Here is a 23,915-nt window from a genome sequence, read left to right as displayed (position 1 = left end):
CCCTGAAACACAGCAATATATGCTTGATTGGATGAAGAACTGGTGCGAAACACACCCTGCAACAACTGTTGTTCGTTTCACATCAATGTTCTATAACTTCGTATGGATTTGGGGTTCAAACGAGAGAAACAGAGATTTATTCTCAGATTGGGCGTCATATGACTTTACGGTTTCTCCGCTTGCTCTAAAGGAATTTGAAAAGAAGTACGGTTATGCACTTACTTCAGAGGACTTCATCAATAAGGGCGAACTTCACGCTACACATATGACTTGTGACAAGAAAAAGCTTGATTGGATGGAATTCATCAATGATTTTGTTGTTGACTTCGGTAAAAAGCTTGTTGACCTTGTACATACATACGGTAAAAAGGCTTATGTATTCTATGATGACAGCTGGGTAGGTGTTGAGCCTTGGGGCAAGAGATTTAAGGACTTCGGCTTTGACGGCCTTATCAAGTGCGTATTCAACGGCTTTGAGGCAAGACTTTGTGCAGGCGTTGACGCAGTTGAAACTCACGAAATCAGACTTCACCCATATTTGTTCCCTGTAGGTCTTGGCGGTGCTCCTACATTTATGGAGGGCGGTAATCCTACACTTGAAGCAAAGGGATATTGGAAGAACGTAAGACGTGCACTTCTTCGTGCACCTATCGACAGAATCGGTCTTGGCGGTTACCTTTCATTGACATTGCCGTTCCCTGATTTCAACGACTATATCGAAAAGATTGCAGACGAATTCAGAGAAATAAAGGAATTCCATAAGGCAGGTAAGCCATACGTTCTAAAACCGAGAGTTGCCGTTCTTACATTCTGGGGTAGCCTACGTTCATGGACTTGTGCAGGTCACTATCACGAACACCCTGAACTTGATCTTATAAACATTATCGAGGCTCTTTCAGGTATGCCGTTTGACGTTGAATTCATCAGCTTTGACGACCTAAAGAATAAGGGACTTGACAATTACGACGTTGTTATCAATGCCGGATTTGCAGGAAGTGCTTGGTCAGGCGGAGAACAATGGAAAGACGAAAAGGTTGTTTCACTTCTTACAGAGTGGGTAAACAACGGCGGTGCATTCATCGGTGTAAACGAACCGTCTGCAACAGACGGTTACGATACATTCTTCCGTATGTCACACGTTCTTGGCGTAAGCGAAGACACAGGTGCAAGAATTTGTCACGGTAAGTATTCGTTTGACGTTGAAAACAACGGTGCGGTTGTAGACGGCACGGTTCTTGCAGGTAAAAACAAGGTTTACCTTGTTGACGGCGAAACAAAGGTACTTGCGGCTGACGGAGATATGCCGACAGTTACAACTCATAAGTTCGGTAAAGGTACCGGTGTTTATATGTCAAGCTTTAAGCATGGCGAAGTTAATAACAGAACACTTCTTAACCTTATTCTTACTGCCGCAGGTGAAAGCACAGACCAAAAGTATTTGACAGACAACGTAAATACAGAGTGCTGTTATTATCCTGAAGGCAAACAGCTTGTTGTTATCAATAATGCGGATACAGAACAAACTGCAACAGTTAAGACTGACGCAGGTGATAAGACTGTAACACTTAGTGCATTTGATACACAGATAGTACAGCTGTAATAAAATAAAAACTAACGAGCTGTTAGAAATTAACAGCTCGTTTTGTATATTGAGGTGACTAACTATTAGAAGTCAAGAGGTTTTTGAAAAGTTTTTCAAAAATTTTTAAAAGCTGAAAAACAACATGGCAAAAAAGTCCTGTATTGCAAGGACTTAAAAAATAGTATGTTAGTTAGTAACTACCTTACAAAATCAGCATCATATGCAATGTTTTTAGTTTGCAGCGTATAGATAACACGCAGTAGTTTTTTAACAACATGCGATAAAGCCACACGATGAGGTTTACCCTCTGCACGTTTCTTAGAGTAAAACATAGCAAATGTCGGTTCATAATTTACAACTGTCTGGGCACAGTTCATAAGTGCATAACGCAAATATGATGAACCGTGCTTAACCATTTTACCGGTTGTCTCGGATGTTCCTGATTGGAAGTATCCCGGCTCTAATCCGGCAAAGGAAAGCATTTGAGAAGCATTCTTGAATTTAGAGAAATCGCCAAATTCAGCTAAGATTACAGCAGCAGATTCAATACCGATTCCCGGAACAGAAAGCATAGGCGGATTCATATCAGAAACACATTCCTTGATAGAAACTTCTGTCTCATCAACCTTTGAATCCAATTGTCTGTAAATATCCAAAACAATCTGCATTTGTAAGAGTAAATAATCTTCAGTAGTACCTATAGTATTTTTAGCAAGCTGTTTAAGCTTTGCAAAATCTACTGTTGAAAATCTGCCGCGAGATAATTTGCGTAGTGCTTCATAAGACTTAGAGTTCATGTTAGCAATCTTTTCAGGCGATGAGTAATTAGAGAGTATGTATAATGCTGTAACCGAAAACCTACTGCCAAAGAATGGTTTAAACTCAGGGAACACCTTATCTAAGATGTTTGTGAGCTCTACAAGCTGGCGGCTTCTGAGCCTGATAAGAGAATCTCTGAATCTTGTTAGTGACTTTAGCTTCTCTGTGTGGTAAAATGATGATGGATAGGGCTTGTACTCTACCGTCATTAAATAGTGAGCAATCATCATGCAATCAATAGAATCGCTTTTAGTCTTTCGTAGGGACTTGGATTTAACGAAACGATTGATAAGCAGAGGATTGAACTCCATGAATGAAAAGTTGTTGGATTCAAGAAACAGCTTTAGATTCATACCATAATGACCGGTAGATTCAAGTCCTATTCTTGTTTCTGTATCAAGGGAATTAAGCAATAACTTTAATTGCGAAAATCCCTTAGCGTCATTTGTAAAAGACCACGAAGGAGTAACAATTTCTCCGGAGTCGTCAATTACGGCACAATCGTGCTTGAATTTTGAAATGTCGATACCAATGTAATACATAGGTTCCTCCTTTTGATATTTTTGCACTGCTGTTTTCCACAGACGGTCTGCCAATGTATTCACGCAAATAGAAACGTCAGAGCGTTAACTAACTAATTACCATTTCAGACAAACCACTGTGGTTTGAGTCACCTCGAACCAGTCTGAGCTGTAAAACAATAGATACAAATCCACAGTGCTTGTCTTTATTATATCGCAGGTAGCTACTCCTGCAAATATAACAATTTTGAGGAAAGGAGAAATAATTAAAACTACCCCCCTTTCGAGATAGTTTTAATTATACGTGTATTTAATGGATAAAAATAATCAGCTTGAAACCGCACCGATAGGAAAACTTGTGTTTAAGCTTGCGATACCGACTGTTATGGCACAGCTTGTAAACTTGCTTTATAACATAGTTGACAGAATTTATGTCGGACGAATACCGGAGATAGGCTCACTTTCGCTTGCAGGCTTGGGTGTTACGTTTCCTATAATATTGCTTGTTTCGGCATTTGCAATGCTTGCAGGTATGGGCGGTGCGTCAAGAGCGGCGGTAAGCATGGGCGAAAAAGACAACGACAAAGCAGAGAAAATACTCGGCAACTGTACAATGCTGCTTATAATATTTTCGGTAGTGCTGGCGGTTGTGTTTATGCTTACGAAAAATCAGATATTGATGAAATTCGGCGCAAGTGAGGCAACTTTGCCGTATGCGTCGGATTATATAAGCATATATCTTGTCGGTACGATATTTGTACAGATTGCGTTGGGACTGAATTTGTTTATAACAAATCAAGGCTTTGCAAAAACAAGTATGATGACCGTTTGCATAGGTGCGGTGCTGAATATTGTGCTTGACCCGATTTTTATATATGTGTTCGGAATGGGCGTAAAGGGTGCGGCGCTTGCAACGATAATTTCGCAAGGTGTATCGTGTTTGTGGGTGCTTAAATTTTTGACGGGTAAAAAGACCATTTTGAAAATCAGACTTAAAAATCTTGTTTTGGACGGAAAAATCGTTACTTCGGTTTTGTCGCTCGGTGTGTCACCGTTTATAATGCAGGCAACGGAATGTTTAATTCAGCTTACATTCAACAACGGTATGCTTAAATACGGAAATGACCTGTATGTTGCACTGATGTCGATACTGTTCAGTTTGACACAGCTTATATGGATGCCGCTTAACGGTTTTTCGCAAGGCGCACAGCCTGTTATCGGATATAATTACGGTGCAAAGCGTTTTGACAGAGTGAAAAAAGCGTTTAAACTTCAATTTACGGTAAGTATATGTTTCTCTCTTTTTGCGGTTGCGCTTGTCGAAGTGTTCCCAACGGCGTTTTTGAAGATGTTCACAAATGACCAAGAGCTTATAGATATAGGTATAAACTCAACTCGTCTTTTCCTTGCAGGTATGTCTGTGATGGGTGCACAGTGTGCGTGTCAGCAGACGTTTTTGGCATTGGGCGAGGCGAAAATATCAATGTTTCTTGCGTGCCTTAGAAAAATTATACTTCTGTTTCCGCTTGCACTTATACTTCCGAATATCGCAAATATGGGAGTGTGGGGATTGCTTTTGGCGGAGCCGGTAAGTGATGTCGTTGCGGCAAGCTGTACAACGATAATGTTTACAATAAGAAGCAGAAAAATATTAAAACAATAAAAAGGAGTGTGCTGTATGAAAAAGATATTAATGGTTATAGCGGCGGTTGCTGTCTTACAGACTGTGGCATATGCACAAAGCATTGATTTCAGCGGTGACGTTACGGGCGGTAAAAGCGTTGAAGTAACTAATCTTGAAAACGGATATTATGACCTTACGGCAGTATGTAAAAATACTTCGGAGGAGGGTGTGTCGTATTTGTACGGAGTGTCGGACGGATACACTGCGGCAAGTACGGTTTTACCTGTTTCGACTGACGGTGTTAAGGTTACCGTAAGAGGAATTGAAGTTGAAAACGGTAAAGGCACAATCGGCGTTGGTACTGACGGAAACGGCGTGATTGAAATATCGGACGTTGACCTTGTTAAGACGGACAAGCAAAACGGCTTTATACAAGGCGGCGATATGACGGAAGTTGATTATATCGAAAACCTTGGCGGTGAATATAAAGACAGTGACGGAAACAAGGTTGACCCGTTTGAATTTTTGTCACAGAACGGTATGAATATGGCGAGAATACGTCTTAGCAATACACCGGGCAAGGGTACAGGTGACGGCGTGTATTATCTCCCAAGCGGTTTTCAGGATGAGAAAGATTGTCTGAAACTTGCCAAACGTGCAAAGGACGCAGGTACGGGAATACAGTTCACGTTTAATTATTCCGATTATTGGTCGAACGGCTCAAGACAGATTATTCCGTCCGAGTGGGTTAAGCAGATTAAAGACGAGCTTGGCTATGACGTTAAGAATGCGGACTTTCTAAACTCAATGACTAGTGAACAAAGAGAGAAAATTCAAGATAAACTTGCGGAAATAGTATACAACTATACATATGATATTATGTCAAAGTTGAAGGCACAAGGGACTGTTCCGGAATATGTTTCGCTTGGCAATGAAATTCGCGGCGGAATGTTGTTTCCGTTCGGCAACACATATGATGCAAGTATGAACAGAGATAGATTTGAACTTGTATTCGGTGACGATAAAAACGCAGATGAAGATATAAAATGCCCAAAAGACTGGGAAGGTCTTGTTAAGTTTATCAATGCCGGATATGATGCGGTAAAGGCGGTGTCGGAGGACTCAAAAGTTATAATTCACCTTGACGACGGTTCAAAGTCAAACAAATTCACATATTTCTTTGATGAACTTGACAAACTCGGTGCAAAGTATGACGTAATCGGTGCGTCATATTATCCTGCATGGACGGACAACAATGCGGAAACCTGTAAGGAATTTTGTAATGAAATTTCAAAGAAGTACAACAAAGACATTATGATTATGGAAACAGGTTTTAATTGGAACGAAACAAGAAAAGACGGTTATGCAGGACAGTTAAAGGATTCAGATGTGTATAAGGACATTTATCCGCCGACAATGACAGGACATAAAAATTTTATGGCAGAACTTTTCAACGAATTAAAAAGCGTTGACGATAACAGATGTCTGGGTGTGCTTTATTGGGACCCTTGTATGATTCACGTTGAAGATAAATATAATAAAAATGCGTCTTTGTCGGGTTGGGCTGTAAAGGAAAGTGACGATAAGACAGACGTTAACGTTGTCGAAAACACAACACTTTTCGATTTTGACGGAAAAGCTATTCCATCGGTTGACGTTTATAAACATTCTTCAAGCAGTAAGGAAGAAGTCAATATCCAAACTACAAGTGATGAAAAGAATGTCAAAACACGAATTGAAAACAATACCGACAGTACGAAAAAGGTAAGTGTTATTGTAATCGGTTATGACGAAAACAATGTCATAAACAGTGTACAAAACGTGTCAAAAGAAGTAAACGCAAATACGGCAGAGATCGTTTCGGTAAATCTGCCGCAAGGTAAATCTGCGGTTTATGTGTGGAATGGCAGCCGATTAATTAAAAAATAAACAACAACACTCAAAAAGGACGTTTTTAAAACGTCCTTTTTGTTTTGTATAAAAAGACGGCTTTTTTATATAAAAAACGTAATTTGATTGACATATTGCATAAAAAATGATAGTATTTATATTGCATAGTAACAAATTAAGGTAAAAAGAGGGGGTAAAGCTGTTTAATGAAAAAGGGTAAAAAGTTAAAAGAGAGAGATAAAAAAGGCTTTAAATACTATCTGAAAAGGGACTGGCAGTTGTATGTATTGTTGTTCTTTCCGTTGGCATTTGCGATAGTCTTTAAGTTTTTACCGCTTTTGGGGTTGTCGGTAGCGTTTCTTAATTATGACGTTGTCGGCGGTTTTGAGAGGGCGAAATTCATAGGTTTTGATGCGTTTAAGGAAATCTTCAAAATGAAAGATTTTTACATAGCACTTCGTAATACTATCGTGCTTAACGGTCTTGATCTTATAATCGGTTTTCCGGCTCCGATAATTTTGGCGATATTATTAAATGAAATACGCAATAAGTATTTCAAACGTATCAGCCAAACGGTTTTGTATTTACCGCATTTTCTTTCGTGGGTAATCATTGCAGGTATATTCTATCAGCTTTTGTCACCGTCTACGGGATTTGTGAACGTACTTATAATGCGTCACGGCGGTGAAAGCATACCGTTCCTAACGGAAAAATGGCATTGGCTTGTGTCGTACTGTTTAATCGGTGTATGGCAGAGCATGGGTTGGGGTACGATTATATATCTTGCCGCAATCACAGGTATTAATGCTGACCTTTACGAAGCGGCAACGGTTGACGGTGCAGGCAGATGGAGAAAAATATGGAATATAACACTTCCTTGTATTCGTTCGACAATCGTTGTAATGCTGATAATGAGTTTGGGAAGAATTTTGGGTATATCGTTTGAACGTCCGTATACATTGGATAATCCGCTTGTAAGGGATTTCTCGGACGTTATTTCGACATTCGTTTATCGTGTCGGCTTGCAGTCGCACAGATATAACATCGCAACGGCGGTTGGTTTGTTCCAGTCGGTCGTAGGACTTATCTTCGTATTTGCATCGGATAAGTTTGCAAAACTTATGGGAGAGGACGGTATAATATAATGAAAAGAAAAGCTACTGATGTTTTGGCAGATGTGTTTATATATGTGTTTATGGCTGTACTTTCGCTTTTGTGTCTTATACCGTTTATACACGTTCTTTCGGTTTCAATCAGCGGTAACGGTGCGGTAATGTCAAATCAAGTGTTCCTTATTCCTAAGGATATTAATATTGACGCATATAAGACGGTTTTCGGAGATTCGACAATGATGCGTTCATTGTGGTTTACGGTGTTTGTGACGGTTGCGTTTACGGCACTCGGTATGTTCCTTACAATATGCGGTGCGTTTGCACTGTCAAGAAAACGTCTGAAGGGCAGAAAAGTTATAGGCGTAATATTTCTTATAACAATGTACTTCACTGCCGGAACAATTCCCGATTACATACTTATGAGCCAGTTGCACCTTATAAATACGGCGGCGGTTTTGATACTTCCGCTTGCATTTTCGGCATATAATCTGATAATACTTCGTACATTTATGCAAAATAGTGTACCGCAAAGCTTGGAGGAGGCGGCTGCGATTGACGGCTGTAACGACTTTATTGTACTGGTTAGAATTGTATTGCCGTTGTCGGTGCCTGTTTTGGCGACACTTGCACTGTTCTATGCGGTAGGTCGTTGGAATACATTCCAAGACGCACTTTACTTTATAACAAAGTCACCGCTTAAACCGTTGCAGTTAAAGTTGTATGAGCTTGTTAATGCGGCAGGTTCAAATTCGTCGGTTTCGCAGGAAGTCGCAGGGGAGAGTATGCAGGCTGAGGAAGTTTTGAAATCGGCTTGTATTATGTTTGCAACTATTCCTATCGTAATTGTTTATCCTTTTATACAAAAGTATTTTGTTAAAGGTGTTATGATAGGTGCAGTAAAAGAATAATGAAAAAACATATTTAAAAAGAGAGGGGAAAAGAAAAATGAATTTAAAGAAAGTATTGTGTGCTGCACTAAGCACAGTGACTGCGGTATCTTTGCTTGCGTCATGCGGCGGTAAGGGTAAAATGCAGATGGATAAAGCGGAGCTTACAGGCCCGAAAGCCTATGATGAGCAAATTGAGCTTAAAATACCTGTATATGACAGAGGTATGCAGGGACAGGCAGATGTAGACAATAACTATTGGACGGATTATGTTCAAAAGAATTTCGGTGACAAGTACAATATCAAAATGACATTTGTACCTGTTACGCGTAAGGAAGATGTAACGGTATTTAATGAATTGCTTGCGGCAGGCGAAGAACCTGATATTCTTTTCAGCTATGACTATCCGACAATGATTTCATATTATTCAAGAGGAGCGTTCCAGCCGATTGATGAGGACGTGTTAAAGACATACGCACCGACATTCTATGAAAAGACAAAGGATTTGGAGGAATATACAAAGGTTGACGACCAAAGATATTTCCTTGCGGCAACTCGTCCGTTGGCTTATAACTGGGTAACTCTTATCCGTACAGACTGGCTTGAAAAAGCAGGACTTTCAATGCCGACAAATCAAGAGGAATATGTAAATGCACTAAAGAAGTTTAAGGAATTAAAGCTTGGCGGCGAAAATACAATCCCTGCAACGGAGAGCCTTTACAACGCATATTTCCCGAACTATGAATACAGAGAATATCCGCTTTCGGAAGAAGATAACGCGATGTATTCGGATATTACTGTTGCATCGCTTACATATGACGCAACAAAGCAGAAATTAAAGTATATGAATCAGCTTTATAACGACGGACTTATCAGTCCTGAATGGTACCTTGACAAGGACGGTAACCAAAAGCAAGCCGATTTTGTATCGGGTAAAGCAGGCGTGTTCGGTTTCTATTTGTCACAAAATCCTCCTGTACTTCAAACATTATTGCAAAATTGCCCTGACGCAAAGGTTGCAGTGCTTGACGCAGGCGCAGGTTATCCGGAGGGTACAAAGCCTGCCGGCAGAGCAGATTGGCCGTTCGGTATGGTAAGCGGTATCAGTGTTGACTGTGAACACCCTGAGGCAGTGCTAATGTATTTCGAGTGGCTTGCACAAGATGAAAACCTGTTCGTAATGCAAAACGGTATCGAAAACGTTACATATAAAGTAGAGGACGAAATTCCTGTACTTATTGACGATTACACAGGTGAAGAAAGATTGAACTACAATTCAAATAAAGATATGTGGTGCCTTGTAACAGAGGGTAAGGACTACGGCAGTGACGAGAAAAACCTTGCCGTACAAAAGAAAACATACGCACCGGCGGGATTTGAGGACTTAATTCAACAGTCATATGACGGTTATCAAAAGACTAAGGAATATAAGTATACAGATTTCTTGTTCGACAGATCAATCGACAGCCTTTCACAGTATGCCGAAACTTTAAAGAGTAAGTGGGAAGTTATTCAGGTTGATTTGATTAACTGTAAGCCTGAAGAATTTGACGCGAAGTATGAGGCGGCTTGCAAGGAATACCTTGACGCAGGTTATCAAGCTGTTCTTGACGAAAAAGAACAGGCTTATGCCGATATGAAAAAATAAAAACCAAAAGGGATAATCGTTAAGATTATCCCTTTTTAGTTGGTAAAATAATTGACAGTACAGAACTTAAATGATAGAATAATGTTATAAATTTATTAAAGAAAATAGGGAGAAATAATGAATAAGAAAACTGTTTCAAAAGTAAATTTGTTTTTTGGCGGACTTGTTTCGAGAATGGAAGAAAACAAAGATTTTTTTAATGATATTACTATTAATTTAAAGTCGGGAACTAAGAATTTCCCTGCAAAAATATTGTATACGGACGATATAACTCTTGATTACCAAGCGGTTAAACGCAATGTGGAAAAAGACGATTTGTGGGATATAATCGCGGAAGAATTGCTTAAATATGACGAGGCGCAGATAATTTACAGCGAACGCGGTGCGAAGATTGTGATTGACGCAAACGATAAAAAAGTCAATATACGTCACGAGGATGTTACGAAAGAGATAAATAAGACGAGCGTTGTGCAGACGGGCAGAGAGTATGTCGTAAATCCCGCACTTGCGAAAGATTTGCTTGAAGAAATAGGCATACTTGCCAAGAAGGGCAAGATTAAAAATGATAAAATCCGTAAGTATAATCAGATAGATTATTTTGTTGAATTAATGCAGGGTGTGCTTAAAGAAATCGGTGACAGGGACGAATATGTTATTTTTGACGCGGCTTGCGGTAAAAGTTATTTGTCGTTCGTTATGAATTTCTATTTGAAAGAAATACTTAAAAAGAAGTGTCATTTTATCGGTGTTGATTATTCCGAAACGGTAATTGAAGCGTCAAAGAGAATGGCTAAAAATCTCGGATACAACAATATGGAGTTCATCAAGGCTGACCTTACGGAGTATACACCGCCTATAAGACCCGATATAGTCGTGTCGCTCCACGCTTGCGATACCGCAACGGATATGGCACTTGCACTTGGTATAAGAGCAAAGTCGAGAGCGATTGTGTCTGTTCCGTGTTGCCATAAGGATATTTTGAAACAATATTCGTATGAGCCGTTTGAGGCGATAACAAAGCACGGCATTTTAAAAGCCAGACTTGCCGATACATTGACGGACGGACTTCGTGCGGCATATCTTGAAAGTGTCGGATATAAGGTTAGTATGATTGAGTATATATCACCGCTTGAAACACCTAAAAATATTATGATTCGTGCGGTGTATACAGGCAAGAAAAACGAAAAGTCAAAACAGGATTTTGAAAATCTGAAAGAATTGCTGAATGTTAAACCTGCTATTGAAAGATTTTGTCGAAAGGGTGAAATATAATGAATTTTGAAGAAAAAACAGTGTCAAGCGAAGAAATTTATGACGGTAAAATCATAAAGGTGCGTAAGGAAAAAGTCGAACTTTCCGACGGACGTTTGGCAACGCGTGAACTTATAGGTCACCCGGGCGGTGTCGGAATTATTGCGGTTGACGGGGACGGTAAGGTGTTTATGGTTACGCAGTACAGAATTGCCGCTAAGTCGGAAATGCTTGAAATCCCTGCCGGTAAAATGGAGTACGGCGAAGATCCTTTGGAATGTGGTGCAAGGGAGCTTATTGAGGAAACGGGATACAAGGCGGAGGAATTTACACATCTCGGCGAATATTACGCAACACCGGGATATTGTGAAGAAAAACTTAATATTTTTCTCGCAAGAAAACTTACCTTTGTCGGACAAAATCTTGATGACGGCGAATTTTTGAATGTGTCGAAATACAGCCTTGACGAACTTTATCAAATGGTAATGGATAATAAAATTTATGACGCAAAAACCGCTATTGCAATACTTAAAGCAAAAGCAATATTGGGTTAATGCACTGATGACAGTGTTTTTTGTACTATACATTAACAGAATGTATAGCGGAGGGAGCGAATACGGTTGGTTTAATCTGCACGGTATGCCCGGTGTGGCTTGGTGGATTTTGATTGTTGCTGTAATGGCTTTTGCTGTAACATATCTGTTGTTATCATTTAAACGTGCGGTGATGAAAATTCAGACGAAATATATACCGAATAATAAAACCAAAACAACTGATTTTTAATTGACAAGCAACAAAGGATAATGATATAATAAACTAATAAGAAAAGTTTTTAAGGAGAGTAGTAAAATGGGTTATTATTTTGATGACAGTCAAAGCATTAACGCTTACGAGGGCACTGACCCGCAGGCGATAATTTCATCGCTTGCATACAGATATATGGGACAAAATCTAAAGCACGGACTTTATTATCGTGCATACACAAACAACGGTATCGTTCGTACAACCGATTACAGATACCTTGTTGATTTTAACAAGATTTTCCCTGACAGCAAGGACAAGGAATGTGTATGGGCATTCACAAAGTTCTATTCAGCCGGTAAATCTTCATTCGGCTGGGATATAAACTGTTTCGGACCTATGGTTGTATATGTAAACGGCGAAGTTGCATATAAGTCTGATATTTTCAAAGAGAGATATTCTGAAACTTCAACGCGTGTATTTATGGACGTTGAAGAAGGTTGGAACGACATCAGAATTCAATTCAAAAAGACAAAGGCGGGCTTCGGCGGTCAGTTCGGTACATGGATCGGTAAGTGGGATATGTACACACTTATGCCGACAAAGGAACGTGACGGTCAAGAGGGCTTTGTGTTTACGGAACTTGTTCCGGACGATTATGTACCTGAATTTGAAATCGGTATGAGCGAAAAGGATTTTGACAAAAAGCTTTATCCTATAATAAATTGGTCTGACGACGAAATGAAAAAAGGTCAGCTGACTCGTATGTTCGGTACACCTAACGGTCAATATGCCGTAGGTTACACAAAGGTATTTGCTGACGATATTAACAACACAACACACAAGTTTACTCTTGATACAAAGGGTGAAACTGTTGTGTATATAGATAAGAAAGAAGTGTTCAAGACAAACGGCGGTAAAGAAACTTTTGACGCCCAGCTTCCATTGGGCACATATGACGTATATGTAAAGTGTATTTGCGGCGGCAACGACTGGGGTTACACACTTGAATGTGACACTGTTGAATTTGAAAGTGCGGCAAGAGTTAAGGGTACAGATGATGTATGGATGTATATAGGTACATTCGTAAACGATTTTGAATTTCCGTTTGACACTGCGTCTGATATGCTTCACATTGTCGGTGAGCCTGCTACATATTGGAGATTGGATGCACCTGATACATTCGTAAGACCGTATAACGAAAATACACTGTTCGGTCGTTGGAACTACCCATTGGGTGTTACAATGTACGGACTTCTTCATACAGCTATTGCAATCGGTTCGGAAGATATAAAGAATTACATAAAAGACCATGTTCAATTATGTATTGATACGCTTGAATATGCACTTTGGGATAAAGAGCAGTACGGCGGTGCGACAAGTATACACAACTTGCTTACAAGTATCGACAGCCTTGACGACTGCGGTTCGTTTGCGTCGATGATGCTTGAAGTAAACAAGTATCTTGGACTTCGTGACGTAAAGAAAGTTGCCGATTATGTCGGTGATTATATTTACAACCACCAGTCAAGACTTGAGGACGGTACATTCTTCCGTAAGGAAATGATGCACCACTTCCATAATATGACTATGTGGGCGGATGATTTATATATGTCAGTTCCGTTCCTTGTAAGATATTCACAGTTTACAGGCGACCAAAAGTATCTTGACGATGCGGCAAATCAGTTCTTCGGCTTTAAGAAACGTTTGTTTATGCCGGAAGAAAAGATTATGTCACACGTTTATGACTTTAAATATGATTCAAAGACAAATGTTCCTTGGGGACGCGGTAACGGTTGGGTAGTGTTCTCAATGACAGAATTGCTTGAAGTCCTTCCTGAGGACCATCCAAAGAGAAATGACCTTATTGAGTTCCTTAACACTTTATGCGAGGGTTATCTTGCATTGCAGGACGATGAGGGAATGTGGCACCAGGTACTTAACGACCACGAATCATATCCTGAAACATCTTGTACATCAATGTTTATATATGCGTTCTCAAGAGGTATTCGTTTCGGCTGGCTAAAGAATCCTGAAAAGTACGTTAAGGCTATATACAAGGCTTGGAAAGGTATTTCTAAGACAAGTGTTGACTCAAACGGTAACGTATACGGCGTATGCCGCGGAAGTGAGTTCTCGTTTATTGCCGACTACTATAAGTATGAACTTGGCTGGAACTTAAACGATACACACGGTACAGGTATTGTTATGCTTGCGGGTATCGAAGTTATCAGACTTAACAAATTCTTAGCCGAATAAAACTTTTAGTCATAATTAACAAATAAAAATGACGGACTAAAATCCGTCATTTTTTTATCGTTAAATTGAACAAAAAACCACTGATTTTTTTATGGACTTTTAAACGGTTGAAGTGTTATTATAAGTAATACCGTTTTAAATATATTTATGCGAAAACATAATTTGAGTGGTGAATTTATACAAAACCACAAAAAAAATTAATAATTTTTGCAGTTTATTCACAAAATCTATTGCAAAAGTTAATAAAATAAGCTATAATATATTTATCAGTTTTTAGTCTTTGTGCAATTTGCGGATACTTGCCCGGTTTCTGCTGATTTCAATTGACTTGAAACAACAACAGTAAACTTTTTTAGGGAGGGTCTACTATGGCTAAAGCTCAGAAAGTCGTGCTTTCACCTGAGGAGAAAGCAGAGGCGAAACAAAAAAGATGGGCACAAATAAAGAGAGATAAGTGGATGTACTTATTATTATTGCCCGGTTTTTTGTATTTTATAATCTTTAAGATTGTTCCGATGTGGGGTATTCTTATTTCTTTCAAAGATTACTACGCAGGAATTCCGTTCTTCGGTTCAAACTTCTTTAACGGTTGGATTGGTTTTGATAACTTCAAGAACTTCTTTACAGACTCAAGTTTCTTGCAACTATTGAGAAACACTCTAATCATTTCGGGAATGAACATTATATTCTTCTTCCCGTTGCCGATTGTTTTGGCACTGTTACTTAATGAAATCAAAGTACAATGGTATAAGAAAGTTCTTCAAACACTTGTTTATGTACCTCACTTTGTATCAATGGTTGTCATCGCATCTATCACATTCATGCTTGTTAAGACTCCGTCAATGGAGGGTATGAGCGGTGGTGCGCTTTATGAAATCGTAAAGTCAATGACAGGTAAAAACCTAAATGCACTTGGAAGTCCTATCGCAATTTATTGGGTACTTCTTATCCAAAACATTTGGAAGGAAACAGGTTGGGGCACAATCATCTTCCTTGCAGCTTTGGCAGGTGTTGACGTAGAACAATATGAGGCAGCTATTGTTGACGGTGCTAGCCGTTTCCAACAGCTTATATACATAACATTGCCGGCAATCATGGGCACAGTTGTTACAATGTTTATCTTGCGTATGGGTAGCGTTCTTGATACAGGTTTTGAGCAAATCATCCTTATGCAGAATGACCTAAACAGAATCACATCAGAAACATTCGATACATACGTTTATCAAATAGGTAGAGTACAGGGTAACTACGGTTATTCAACTGCCGTAAGTTTGTTTAAATCTGTAATCAGTATCATATGTATTCAGACAGCTAACCGTCTTGCTAAGAAGGCCGGTCAGGATGGTCTATTCTAATAGAAGGAGGAAAATAAGACATGATTAGTATAAAAAGAAGAAGTGTCGGTGATATAATTGCTAATGTGGTAATATACATATTACTTACTCTTATAGCGGTTATCATGGTTATACCTTTCATATACGTTATTGCAGCGTCTTTTGCGACTGAAGCGGAAATTCAAACAAGACCGATTTTCTTTATTCCTGATAGTCCTACTCTTGACGCTTATGCAAGAATTTTTGATATGAACGATATGGGTACAAGAGTATTCCATTCATTGTTAATTTCAGTATGTGTAACAGCAATAGGTACATTTATCAACCTATTCTTTACAACGACAATGGCATACGGTCTTTCAAGAACAAATCTTATAGGTAAAAAACCACTGCTTAATATGGTTCTTTTCACAATGGTATTTGGCGGCGGTATGATTCCGTTGTTCTTGGTTGTTAAAGGACTTGGTATGTACGATACATATGCAGCACTTATTTTGCCGGGTGCAATCAGTGCGTATAATATGATTATCGTAAGAAACTTCTTTATGGAACTTCCTAGAGAACTTGAAGAGGCCGCATCTATCGACGGATGCAGTGACATTGGTATCTTCATAAAGATAGCACTTCCGTTGTCACTTCCGTGTTTGGCTACATTCGGTCTGTTCTATGCGGTTGGTCACTGGAACAACTACTTTGGTGCTCTTCTATATCTTGAAGATTCAACAAAGTTCCCATTCCAGCTTGTGCTTAGAAATATCGTAATGCAGACAGCTGAAACACAAACTGACCCGAATGCACTTATTCCGGAAGATACATTGAAGATGGCTGTTATCGTTATCGGTACAGTTCCTATTCTTATCGTATATCCGTTCCTACAAAAGCACTTCGCAGCAGGTGTTATGGTCGGTGCCGTTAAGGGTTAATTAAGAGAGTTAATTTAAGAAAATAATTTTTTTGGTAGTTTAAAATGAATTATTGCGGCATAGCCGCTTAATTAGAGAAAAACATATATTTTTAAGGAGGAAAATACAATGACACAAACTTGGAAGAAGATTGCTACTGTTTCACTTGCAGCAGTAATGCTTACAGGTTCACTTGCCGGCTGCGGTAAAAAAGCAGTTTCTATCGACAAGGAAAATCCATCAATTAATGTTATGACAAAGGCTTACAATACAGAATCAGCATCACCGGACAGCCCTGTTCTTCAAAAACTTGAAGAATTTCTTGGTACAAAGCTAAATATCACTTGGGTACCGTCAACAAGCTATGACGAAAAGGTTACAGCTGCTATGGGTTCAGGTGAATATCCACAGGTTATGCTTGTTGGTTCAAGAAGTTCAAGCGTTATCCAAAACTCAAGAGCAGGTACATTCTGGGATGTTACAGATAAGCTAACAGATGCTGAAAAGTTCCCAAATCTTGCTCAAACAGATCCAACTGTAAACCACAACACATCAATCGACGGTAAAGTTTACGGTGTATATCGTTCAAGAGAACTTGGTAGAGCCGGCGTTTCAATCAGAAAAGACTGGCTTGATAAGCTTGGTCTTGAACAGCCAAAGACTATAGATGATTTCTATAATGTACTAAAGGCATTTAAGGAACAGGATCCTGACGGTAACGGCGCTAATGATACATACGGTATGATCGTTACAGATTACCTTGACGGTCCTCTTAACAATATCGCTATTTGGATGGGCGCTCCTAACCAGTATGGTATAAAGGACGGCAAGCTTGCTCCTGCATTTATGTTTGACGAATATCTTGAGGCACTTAAGTTCATGAACAAGTGCTATAACGAAGGTCTTATCAACCAAGATATGGCTACATATTCATCAGATAAGTGGAATGAGCAGTTCCTATCAGGTAAAGCCGGTGTAATCATCGACGTTGCCGACAGAGCAAGAAGACTTGCACAAAATATCCAAGCTATCGATCCTAACGCAGTTGTTGACGTATTCGGTTACGTTACAAAGGACGCAAGCTCAGAACCAAGAACACTTCCTACAACAGGTTATGACGGATACTATGTATTCCCTAAGACATCTGTTGCTACAGAAGAAGACCTTGACTTCATTCTTGGCGTAATGGATAAGGCTAATGAACAGGAAGCTCTAAACCTAATGAACTACGGTATCGAAGGCAGAAACTATGACCTTGACGCTGACGGTTATGTAGTTAAGAAGGACGATGCTAACCTAACTAAAGAATATAACGACCTTAACCAATTCTCAACAGGTATAGTTGCTACAGAACTTCAAATTAAGTATGCAACAGACGTTGCTGAAAAGATTCAGGAAGTTTATGATGAAAACAAACTTCACACAGTTGCTAACCCTGCTGAACCATATGTATCAGATACATATTCAACAAGAGGTCCACAACTTGACGCTATCATGAGTGAGGCTAATACTAAGTTCATCGTTGGTCAAATCAGCGAAGACGAGTGGAAGGCTCAAAGAGACAGATGGCTACAACAAGGTGGTCAAAAGGTTATCGATGAACTAAACAAGGCTTATGAAGAAGACGATTCAGTTCAGAAATAATTGATTTTGACTGACTTAATTAGTTAATATTAAACCACTTGTTCAATGTTATGTTGGACAAGTGGTTTTTTTGTTGGATTTTATAATTTATTTATATTTGTTTATAAATTATTTAGAATTGTATTATATAATGTTTATAAAGAACAGATAGAATATAATCATAAGGTACCTTATAGAAATAATAGACAGTGTTTGGGATAGAAAGGAATGATTAAAATGAAATCTAACAAGAAGAAAATAACAATGGCAATCGGTATGGTTTTGGGTGTAACGGTGTTAGCCGGAGCGACATTCGCAAGCTACAGCACATCAAACGGATATGACGTGGCTAAGACGGCTGTTAAAGGTTTGATGAAAAATGAAAACTACACCGCGAATATGACAACAAAGATAAGCCTTGACGGTAAGGAAATTTCAAGCGACACGTTGAAAGAATTGTATGACAGAAACGGTGACGTGAAAATCAACAAGGAAAATAAGGTTTCATCATATGATTATAACAATGAGTACAGAGAATGGGTTCAAGATGATACCAATATAATTTCGTCAACGCATTATGACGGTGAAAAAAGAACACTTGTTGAGGAAAACGCATCTGAATACCTAAATTTATTTGGAGAATTTGATAAATTCTATACCGAAGATGCAAATGAGGATAAGAGAAATCAAAAAATGGTTAATTTCGTTGAGCTTATCGGTGATACAATGATTGGTGATTTGAAAAACAACATAATCTATGTGTCAGGTGATGATAATTCTTCAACATATGAAATGAATCTTGACGCAATTCAAATCCCTGAAGTCGCGAATGCAGGCTTATCCGCAATGTTCTCAGAAAATATCGCTGATTCTGATGATGACAGTGATCCGTACACCTTGCTTGGAACAGATCCGATTGTTAAAAACGTATCAGTGAAATTTACGGTTGACAATGAAGGCAGATTTACTAATTTGAATGCGGAAGCAAGTATGGTCGGCAATGATTCAAACGGCGAAAAGTATGAGGCAACAGTTAATATAACACTGGATATATCAGACTACGGAACTACAAAGCCTGAGAGAGTTGATATTTCCACACTTCCGAATGTTGAGTATTCTGATAACTCGGGAGTTGACACATATTACGGAGATGACGAATAATTTATAAAAACGGATAGGGGTGAGATTATGAATGTAATTGAGATTAAAAACCTGACAAAGCTTTACGGCAATGGCAGAGGTATCAAAAATTTGAATTTGACCGTTGAACAGGGCGACATTCTCGGATTACTCGGACCGAACGGTTCGGGTAAAACGACAGCGATGAAAGCAATACTTAATCTTGTTAATGCGGAGGGCAGTGTTAAGGTGTTCGGTATGGACTTGCACGATAATTTTGAAAGTATTATGCAAAGAACAGGCGCGTTGATTGAATCACCGGCGATATATAAAGATTTATCGGCATATCAAAACGTAAAAATGCACGCGAATATGTATCCAAACGTAGACAGAAAACGCATTGAACATATACTTGACGTTGTACATCTTCTGCCGTACAAAAATGATAAAGCGGGTAAGTTTTCACTTGGTATGAAACAAAGACTCGGTTTGGCGGTTGCATTCGTATCTAATCCCGATTTGATAATTCTTGATGAGCCTGTAAACGGACTTGATATTGAGGGCGTTGTGGAAGTCAGAGAAATTATAAAAAAACTCAATGCAGAGAAAAACGTGACTTTTCTTATTTCAAGTCATATGGCAGGCGAGATTGAAAAGACTTGTAACAAGGTTGCGGTTATATATGAAAGCGAATTGATAGCAACATCAACTACGGAGGACGCTTTAAGACTTCATCCGTCAATGGAGGACTATTTCTTAAGTGTTGTTAAGGACAGAAGGGGTGAGATTATTATATGAAAGCACTGATTTTGAATACCGGAAGTGAACTTAAAAAACTTCTTATGAAAAAAAAGTATCTTGTTTTAACTGTTTTAGGTGCGATTATATGTATTCTCCGAATTGGCGGTAATGTACTTGTAAGCAAGATTACGGGCGGTGAAGTTGTTATAAAAAGCAATCTGATAATGGAAATGGTCGGTTTTGTTTTTGATATCCTTGTTCCGCTTATAATATTTATGGCAGTGACGGATTTGTTTGCAAGCGAAGTACAGGAGGACAGCATGAAAGCGTCGCTTTTAAGACCGCTGACAAGATTTAAAGTTATGACATCAAAGTCATTGGCAGTGTTTGTGCTTGGTTGTATGGTGACACTTGCAATGTTTGTTATCTCGTTAATCGTTCAAATCGTATCCGGCAACAGTTTAAGAAGTGTACCGATAACATTTGCGGCATATCTTATCAATATGATACCGCTTATAGCGATAGTTTCAATGGCGCTGCTCATAAATATGATTTCAAAAAGCCCGACGCTTGCAATGCTTTTATGTATAGTCGTGTATGTGTTCTTTAAATACTTGAACTACTATATAACACCTGTCGGACAAATGGTATTTACGGCATATTCACAATGGCACAAAATTTGGATCGGCAATGTGCTTCCGTTTACGGCACTTATATCGAAGATTGGAATTTTGTTCGGCTCAATCTTGATTTTATACACATTATCGTATATAATATTTGATAGTAAGGATTATTAAATGTTATGAAGATTAAAAGTAAATTTGCGATATATAATATAATTATGCTGATAACACCTATCCTTCTGATAGGTGTTATTTCGGTATGTTTTGTGCTGATATTTATATTAAAATTTCCTGTCGAAGAATTAAATATATCAAGGGCATCAATGATTGACCCGTATGTTTTTTTGCAGGCAGTCGGTGAATTTTTCAAAAGTAATCCGAGTGCAATATTTTATGTGGTGTTGTGGCTTACGATATGCGTGTTGCTTGTCGTGCTTTCAACTACCGTTGCCACAAGATTGATGACAAAAAGTATTGAACATTCAATAAATGACCTTGCAAGAGCCGCCGATTATATTCGTGCCGATAACCTTGATTTTGAGGTTATGGGAAGTGAATATGACGAAATAGACACGCTTTGTAATAATTTTGATATGATGCGTAAGGAGTTGAAACGTGCCAGGAAACGTGAAAAGTATATGAAAAAGGAGAGGAATATGCTCCTTGCAAATATTTCTCACGATTTAAAGACGCCGATTACGTCAATCAAGGGTTACGTTGAGGGTATACAGGACGGCATTGCCGACACACCCGAAAAGATGAAACGCTATCTTGATACAATTCATACAAAAGCGGAGGTTATAGACGATTTGGTGAATAATCTGTCCGTATTTTCGAAACTGGAATTATCAAGACTGATATTTGAATTTAAAGAGGGCGATATTAATTCGTTTATGCGTGATTTCGTAGATGATTACAGACTTGACCTTGAGAAAAACGGCATAAAACTTGAAACAGATATTCCGACCGATGAAGTTATCGTGAGAATGGATTATGAGAAAATGAGCCGAGTATTTTCTAATTTGATAGACAATGCGGTGAAGTACAGAAGTGAGGATAATCCGACGCTTTCCGTCAGTACAATGTGCAGTGACGGCGGTGTGTACGTGAATATAAGCGATAACGGTATCGGTATAGACGAAAATGAGCTTAAAAACGTGTTTGATGGATTTTACCGCGTGGACAGTTCGAGGAGTATTAAGGGCAGCGGACTGGGACTTGGTATTGCAAAACAGATTGTAGAAAAACACGGCGGCAAGATATGGCTGAAAAGTGACGGATTGGGTAAGGGTACAACGGCGGTTGTATTCTTGCCGAAAATCTAAGGAGAATAAAATGAAAAAAATATTGATTATAGAAGATGACAGCAGTATCGCGGAACTTGAAAGAGATTATCTTGAAATAAATGATTTTGAGTGTGAAATTGCGGCAAGGGGTACAACGGGACTTGAAAAAGCACTTGCGGAAAATTTTGACCTTATAATAATAGATATAATGCTTCCGGGTATGGACGGTTTTGAGGTTATAACGGAACTCAGAAAAAAGAAACAAACGCCCGTAATATTTTTGTCGGCGAAAAATACCGATATAGATAAAATACGCGGACTTGGCTTGGGTGCGGACGATTATATGACGAAACCGTTTTCACCGAACGAACTTGTCGCAAGAGTTAAGGCACATATATCGCGATACGATACGCTTACATCAAAAAGCGGTGACGTAATAACAGTCGGTAAACTTATGATAGACAAAGATGCTCATAAGGTTACAGTGGACGGAAAAGAAATATCGCTTACTGCAAAAGAATACGATTTACTATTATTTCTTGCGGAAAATCCGAATCATACCTTTTCAAAAGAGGTTTTATTTGATAGAATATGGGGTATGGACGCAATAGGTGATGTGTCGACCGTTACGGTACATATTCAGCGTGTGCGTGATAAGATAAATACTGAAAATGAGCGGTACATAGAAACCATATGGGGTGTAGGCTACCGTTTTAATATCTGAGGAGGAAACATAAATTGGAACAGAAAAGTGTATTGATAGGAATGTCGGGCGGCGTTGACAGTTCCGTTGCGGCGGCTCTTTTAAAGGAGCAGGGATACCACGTAATCGGTGCGACTATGCGTCTTTGGACGTATTCGGACAGCTGTAATATGAAGCATGAGGGCTGTTGTGCGGAAAGTGCGGTTGAGGACGCAAGACGTGTGTGTGATAAGCTCGGTATTGATTTTTATGTGATGAATTTTAAGGATATGTTCAAAGATAAGGTCGTTGATTATTTTGTTGATGAATATATTCACGGCAGAACACCTAATCCTTGTATTGCATGCAATAAGTATTTGAAGTTTGACGCATTGTTAAAAAAAGCGTTGGCTATGGGTATTGATTACGTTGCGACAGGTCACTATGCCAAAATCGAAAAAGGTGAGGACGGCAAGTATATTCTTCGTGCAAGTGAGGCTGTTAAGAAAGACCAGAGCTATGTGCTGTACAATTTTACACAAGAACAGCTTGCACATACATTAATGCCTTTGGGCGGATATAATAAGGATTGGGTACGTCAAAAGGCGGAAGAACTTGGACTTGGCGTTGCACATAAGCCTGACAGTCAGGAAATATGCTTTGTTGAAGATGATGATTACGCGAAATTTATAACCGACTATTCCGGTTACAAGCCTAAAGAGGGCGATATACTTGACGTAAACGGCAATGTTATCGGCAAGCACAGAGGTTTGATTTATTATACAATCGGTCAGAGAAAGGGTATCGGTGCATACGGCAGACCTATGTTTGTTATGAAGATAGATGCGGAAAACAATACGATTACACTCGGTGAAAAGGGAATGGAATTTTCAAATGAATTAACCGCATACGATGTGAATTTTGTGTCGGGTGAATTTCCTAAAGAAAATATGCTTATCACCGCAAAGGTACGTTACCAAGCACCGCCTGCGGCGGCAATGCTTTGCCCGCAAAAAGACGGTACGGTTAAATTGATGTTCCCCGAACCGCAAAGAGCGGTTACTCCGGGACAGGCTGTCGTATTTTATGACGGTGATATTGTTCTTGGCGGCGGTACTGTTTTATAAATACGAGCTGGCAGAGGACGAGAAATTAGTTCGGATTTTGTGAAAATGAACTCATCGGCGTACACCCTGTACGTTAGAGTTTATTTTCACAAAAAGTGCACAGGCAAGCCGTATATCGAAGATAGGCTTGCCTGTTATTTGTTA

Annotated in this window: 20 protein-coding genes; 19 read left to right on the top strand and 1 reads right to left on the bottom strand. The window is 39.1% G+C overall.

Annotated elements, in window-relative coordinates; all coding sequences use genetic code 11:
- A partial coding sequence (locus ACLTU0_RS05090; protein ID WP_412321578.1) for a 1,3-beta-galactosyl-N-acetylhexosamine phosphorylase N-terminal domain-containing protein occupies positions 1-1,600 on the top strand: 1,600 nt, incomplete at its 5' end.
- A gap of 179 nt (positions 1,601-1,779) precedes the next feature.
- Here ACLTU0_RS05090 and ACLTU0_RS05085 read toward each other — a convergent pair.
- A complete protein-coding gene (locus tag ACLTU0_RS05085) occupies positions 1,780-2,943 on the bottom strand; it encodes an IS110 family transposase (RefSeq protein WP_412321577.1) in 1,164 nt (387 codons plus the stop codon).
- A 292-nt stretch (positions 2,944-3,235) separates the two neighbouring features.
- Between ACLTU0_RS05085 and ACLTU0_RS05080 the strand changes: the two genes are divergently transcribed.
- The 18 genes from ACLTU0_RS05080 to mnmA all read left to right on the top strand — a co-directional run bounded on the left by ACLTU0_RS05080 (position 3,236) and on the right by mnmA (position 23,771).
- On the top strand, positions 3,236-4,585 hold the full coding sequence (locus ACLTU0_RS05080; protein WP_308455893.1) for an MATE family efflux transporter: 1,350 nt from the start codon (positions 3,236-3,238) through the stop codon (positions 4,583-4,585).
- Between the two features lie 15 nt (positions 4,586-4,600).
- Positions 4,601-6,475 carry an arabinogalactan endo-beta-1,4-galactanase gene (locus ACLTU0_RS05075; RefSeq protein ID WP_412321576.1) on the top strand — a complete coding sequence of 625 codons (1,875 nt, stop codon included), beginning with the start codon at positions 4,601-4,603 and terminating at the stop codon, positions 6,473-6,475.
- Positions 6,476-6,642: 167 nt separating this feature from the next.
- Entirely contained in the window at positions 6,643-7,581 is a 939-nt protein-coding gene (locus ACLTU0_RS05070; RefSeq protein WP_022230979.1) for an ABC transporter permease, read from the top strand.
- Positions 7,581-8,456: a carbohydrate ABC transporter permease gene (locus tag ACLTU0_RS05065; protein ID WP_412275341.1), complete on the top strand. Its 876-nt coding sequence runs from the start codon at positions 7,581-7,583 to the stop codon at positions 8,454-8,456. The genes ACLTU0_RS05070 and ACLTU0_RS05065 overlap by 1 nt, the downstream gene beginning before the upstream one ends.
- Positions 8,457-8,493: 37 nt before the next feature.
- Entirely contained in the window at positions 8,494-10,083 is a 1,590-nt protein-coding gene (locus ACLTU0_RS05060; protein WP_117965321.1) for an extracellular solute-binding protein, read from the top strand.
- A 117-nt stretch (positions 10,084-10,200) separates the two neighbouring features.
- Positions 10,201-11,355 (top strand): class I SAM-dependent methyltransferase, encoded by a 1,155-nt coding sequence (locus ACLTU0_RS05055; protein ID WP_412321575.1) that lies wholly within the window; start codon positions 10,201-10,203, stop codon positions 11,353-11,355.
- The gene (locus tag ACLTU0_RS05050; RefSeq protein WP_412321574.1) at positions 11,355-11,888 is read left to right on the top strand and encodes an NUDIX domain-containing protein; all 534 of its coding nucleotides are present in this window, start codon (positions 11,355-11,357) and stop codon (positions 11,886-11,888) included. The genes ACLTU0_RS05055 and ACLTU0_RS05050 overlap by 1 nt, the downstream gene beginning before the upstream one ends.
- A 7-nt stretch (positions 11,889-11,895) precedes the next feature.
- On the top strand, positions 11,896-12,117 hold the full coding sequence (locus ACLTU0_RS05045; RefSeq protein ID WP_412321573.1) for a hypothetical protein: 222 nt from the start codon (positions 11,896-11,898) through the stop codon (positions 12,115-12,117).
- A gap of 66 nt (positions 12,118-12,183) precedes the next feature.
- The gene (locus tag ACLTU0_RS05040) at positions 12,184-14,334 is read left to right on the top strand and encodes a glycoside hydrolase family 105 protein (RefSeq protein WP_412321572.1); all 2,151 of its coding nucleotides are present in this window, start codon (positions 12,184-12,186) and stop codon (positions 14,332-14,334) included.
- A 368-nt stretch (positions 14,335-14,702) separates the two neighbouring features.
- Positions 14,703-15,689: an ABC transporter permease gene (locus ACLTU0_RS05035; protein WP_022230990.1), complete on the top strand. Its 987-nt coding sequence runs from the start codon at positions 14,703-14,705 to the stop codon at positions 15,687-15,689.
- A gap of 20 nt (positions 15,690-15,709) precedes the next feature.
- Entirely contained in the window at positions 15,710-16,591 is an 882-nt protein-coding gene (locus tag ACLTU0_RS05030; RefSeq protein ID WP_022230991.1) for a carbohydrate ABC transporter permease, read from the top strand.
- A gap of 108 nt (positions 16,592-16,699) precedes the next feature.
- The gene (locus ACLTU0_RS05025; RefSeq protein ID WP_412321571.1) at positions 16,700-18,214 is read left to right on the top strand and encodes an extracellular solute-binding protein; all 1,515 of its coding nucleotides are present in this window, start codon (positions 16,700-16,702) and stop codon (positions 18,212-18,214) included.
- Positions 18,215-18,421: 207 nt separating this feature from the next.
- A complete protein-coding gene (locus ACLTU0_RS05020) occupies positions 18,422-19,354 on the top strand; it encodes a hypothetical protein (RefSeq protein ID WP_412321570.1) in 933 nt (310 codons plus the stop codon).
- Between the two features lie 27 nt (positions 19,355-19,381).
- The gene (locus tag ACLTU0_RS05015; RefSeq protein ID WP_412275333.1) at positions 19,382-20,110 is read left to right on the top strand and encodes an ABC transporter ATP-binding protein; all 729 of its coding nucleotides are present in this window, start codon (positions 19,382-19,384) and stop codon (positions 20,108-20,110) included.
- The gene (locus tag ACLTU0_RS05010; protein ID WP_022230995.1) at positions 20,107-20,850 is read left to right on the top strand and encodes an ABC transporter permease; all 744 of its coding nucleotides are present in this window, start codon (positions 20,107-20,109) and stop codon (positions 20,848-20,850) included. The genes ACLTU0_RS05015 and ACLTU0_RS05010 overlap by 4 nt, the downstream gene beginning before the upstream one ends.
- Positions 20,851-20,855: 5 nt before the next feature.
- Complete coding sequence (locus tag ACLTU0_RS05005; RefSeq protein WP_412321569.1) at positions 20,856-22,001, top strand: sensor histidine kinase; 1,146 nt, start codon at positions 20,856-20,858, stop codon at positions 21,999-22,001.
- A 10-nt stretch (positions 22,002-22,011) separates the two neighbouring features.
- Complete coding sequence (locus tag ACLTU0_RS05000; protein WP_022230997.1) at positions 22,012-22,686, top strand: response regulator transcription factor; 675 nt, start codon at positions 22,012-22,014, stop codon at positions 22,684-22,686.
- Between the two features lie 14 nt (positions 22,687-22,700).
- Entirely contained in the window at positions 22,701-23,771 is a 1,071-nt protein-coding gene (gene mnmA, locus ACLTU0_RS04995; RefSeq protein ID WP_022230998.1) for a tRNA 2-thiouridine(34) synthase MnmA, read from the top strand.
- The last annotated feature ends 144 nt before the right edge of the window (positions 23,772-23,915 follow it).

The organism is Hominilimicola sp. (genome assembly GCF_046972485.1).
Classification (GTDB): Bacteria; Bacillota; Clostridia; order UBA1381; family UBA1381; genus Hominilimicola; species Hominilimicola fabiformis.
The sequence above is the reverse complement of the archived record's forward strand: the minus strand, read 5'-3'. Positions and strand labels throughout refer to the sequence as shown.

Coding starts and splice junctions, on each gene's coding strand:
- ACLTU0_RS05085 (WP_412321577.1), bottom strand. CDS start 2,943: ATGTATTACATTGGTATCGACATTTCAAAATTCAAGCACGATTGTGCC.
- ACLTU0_RS05080 (WP_308455893.1), top strand. CDS start 3,236: ATGGATAAAAATAATCAGCTTGAAACCGCACCGATAGGAAAACTTGTG.
- ACLTU0_RS05075 (WP_412321576.1), top strand. CDS start 4,601: ATGAAAAAGATATTAATGGTTATAGCGGCGGTTGCTGTCTTACAGACT.
- ACLTU0_RS05070 (WP_022230979.1), top strand. CDS start 6,643: ATGAAAAAGGGTAAAAAGTTAAAAGAGAGAGATAAAAAAGGCTTTAAA.
- ACLTU0_RS05065 (WP_412275341.1), top strand. CDS start 7,581: ATGAAAAGAAAAGCTACTGATGTTTTGGCAGATGTGTTTATATATGTG.
- ACLTU0_RS05060 (WP_117965321.1), top strand. CDS start 8,494: ATGAATTTAAAGAAAGTATTGTGTGCTGCACTAAGCACAGTGACTGCG.
- ACLTU0_RS05055 (WP_412321575.1), top strand. CDS start 10,201: ATGAATAAGAAAACTGTTTCAAAAGTAAATTTGTTTTTTGGCGGACTT.
- ACLTU0_RS05050 (WP_412321574.1), top strand. CDS start 11,355: ATGAATTTTGAAGAAAAAACAGTGTCAAGCGAAGAAATTTATGACGGT.
- ACLTU0_RS05045 (WP_412321573.1), top strand. CDS start 11,896: ATGACAGTGTTTTTTGTACTATACATTAACAGAATGTATAGCGGAGGG.
- ACLTU0_RS05040 (WP_412321572.1), top strand. CDS start 12,184: ATGGGTTATTATTTTGATGACAGTCAAAGCATTAACGCTTACGAGGGC.
- ACLTU0_RS05035 (WP_022230990.1), top strand. CDS start 14,703: ATGGCTAAAGCTCAGAAAGTCGTGCTTTCACCTGAGGAGAAAGCAGAG.
- ACLTU0_RS05030 (WP_022230991.1), top strand. CDS start 15,710: ATGATTAGTATAAAAAGAAGAAGTGTCGGTGATATAATTGCTAATGTG.
- ACLTU0_RS05025 (WP_412321571.1), top strand. CDS start 16,700: ATGACACAAACTTGGAAGAAGATTGCTACTGTTTCACTTGCAGCAGTA.
- ACLTU0_RS05020 (WP_412321570.1), top strand. CDS start 18,422: ATGATTAAAATGAAATCTAACAAGAAGAAAATAACAATGGCAATCGGT.
- ACLTU0_RS05015 (WP_412275333.1), top strand. CDS start 19,382: ATGAATGTAATTGAGATTAAAAACCTGACAAAGCTTTACGGCAATGGC.
- ACLTU0_RS05010 (WP_022230995.1), top strand. CDS start 20,107: ATGAAAGCACTGATTTTGAATACCGGAAGTGAACTTAAAAAACTTCTT.
- ACLTU0_RS05005 (WP_412321569.1), top strand. CDS start 20,856: ATGAAGATTAAAAGTAAATTTGCGATATATAATATAATTATGCTGATA.
- ACLTU0_RS05000 (WP_022230997.1), top strand. CDS start 22,012: ATGAAAAAAATATTGATTATAGAAGATGACAGCAGTATCGCGGAACTT.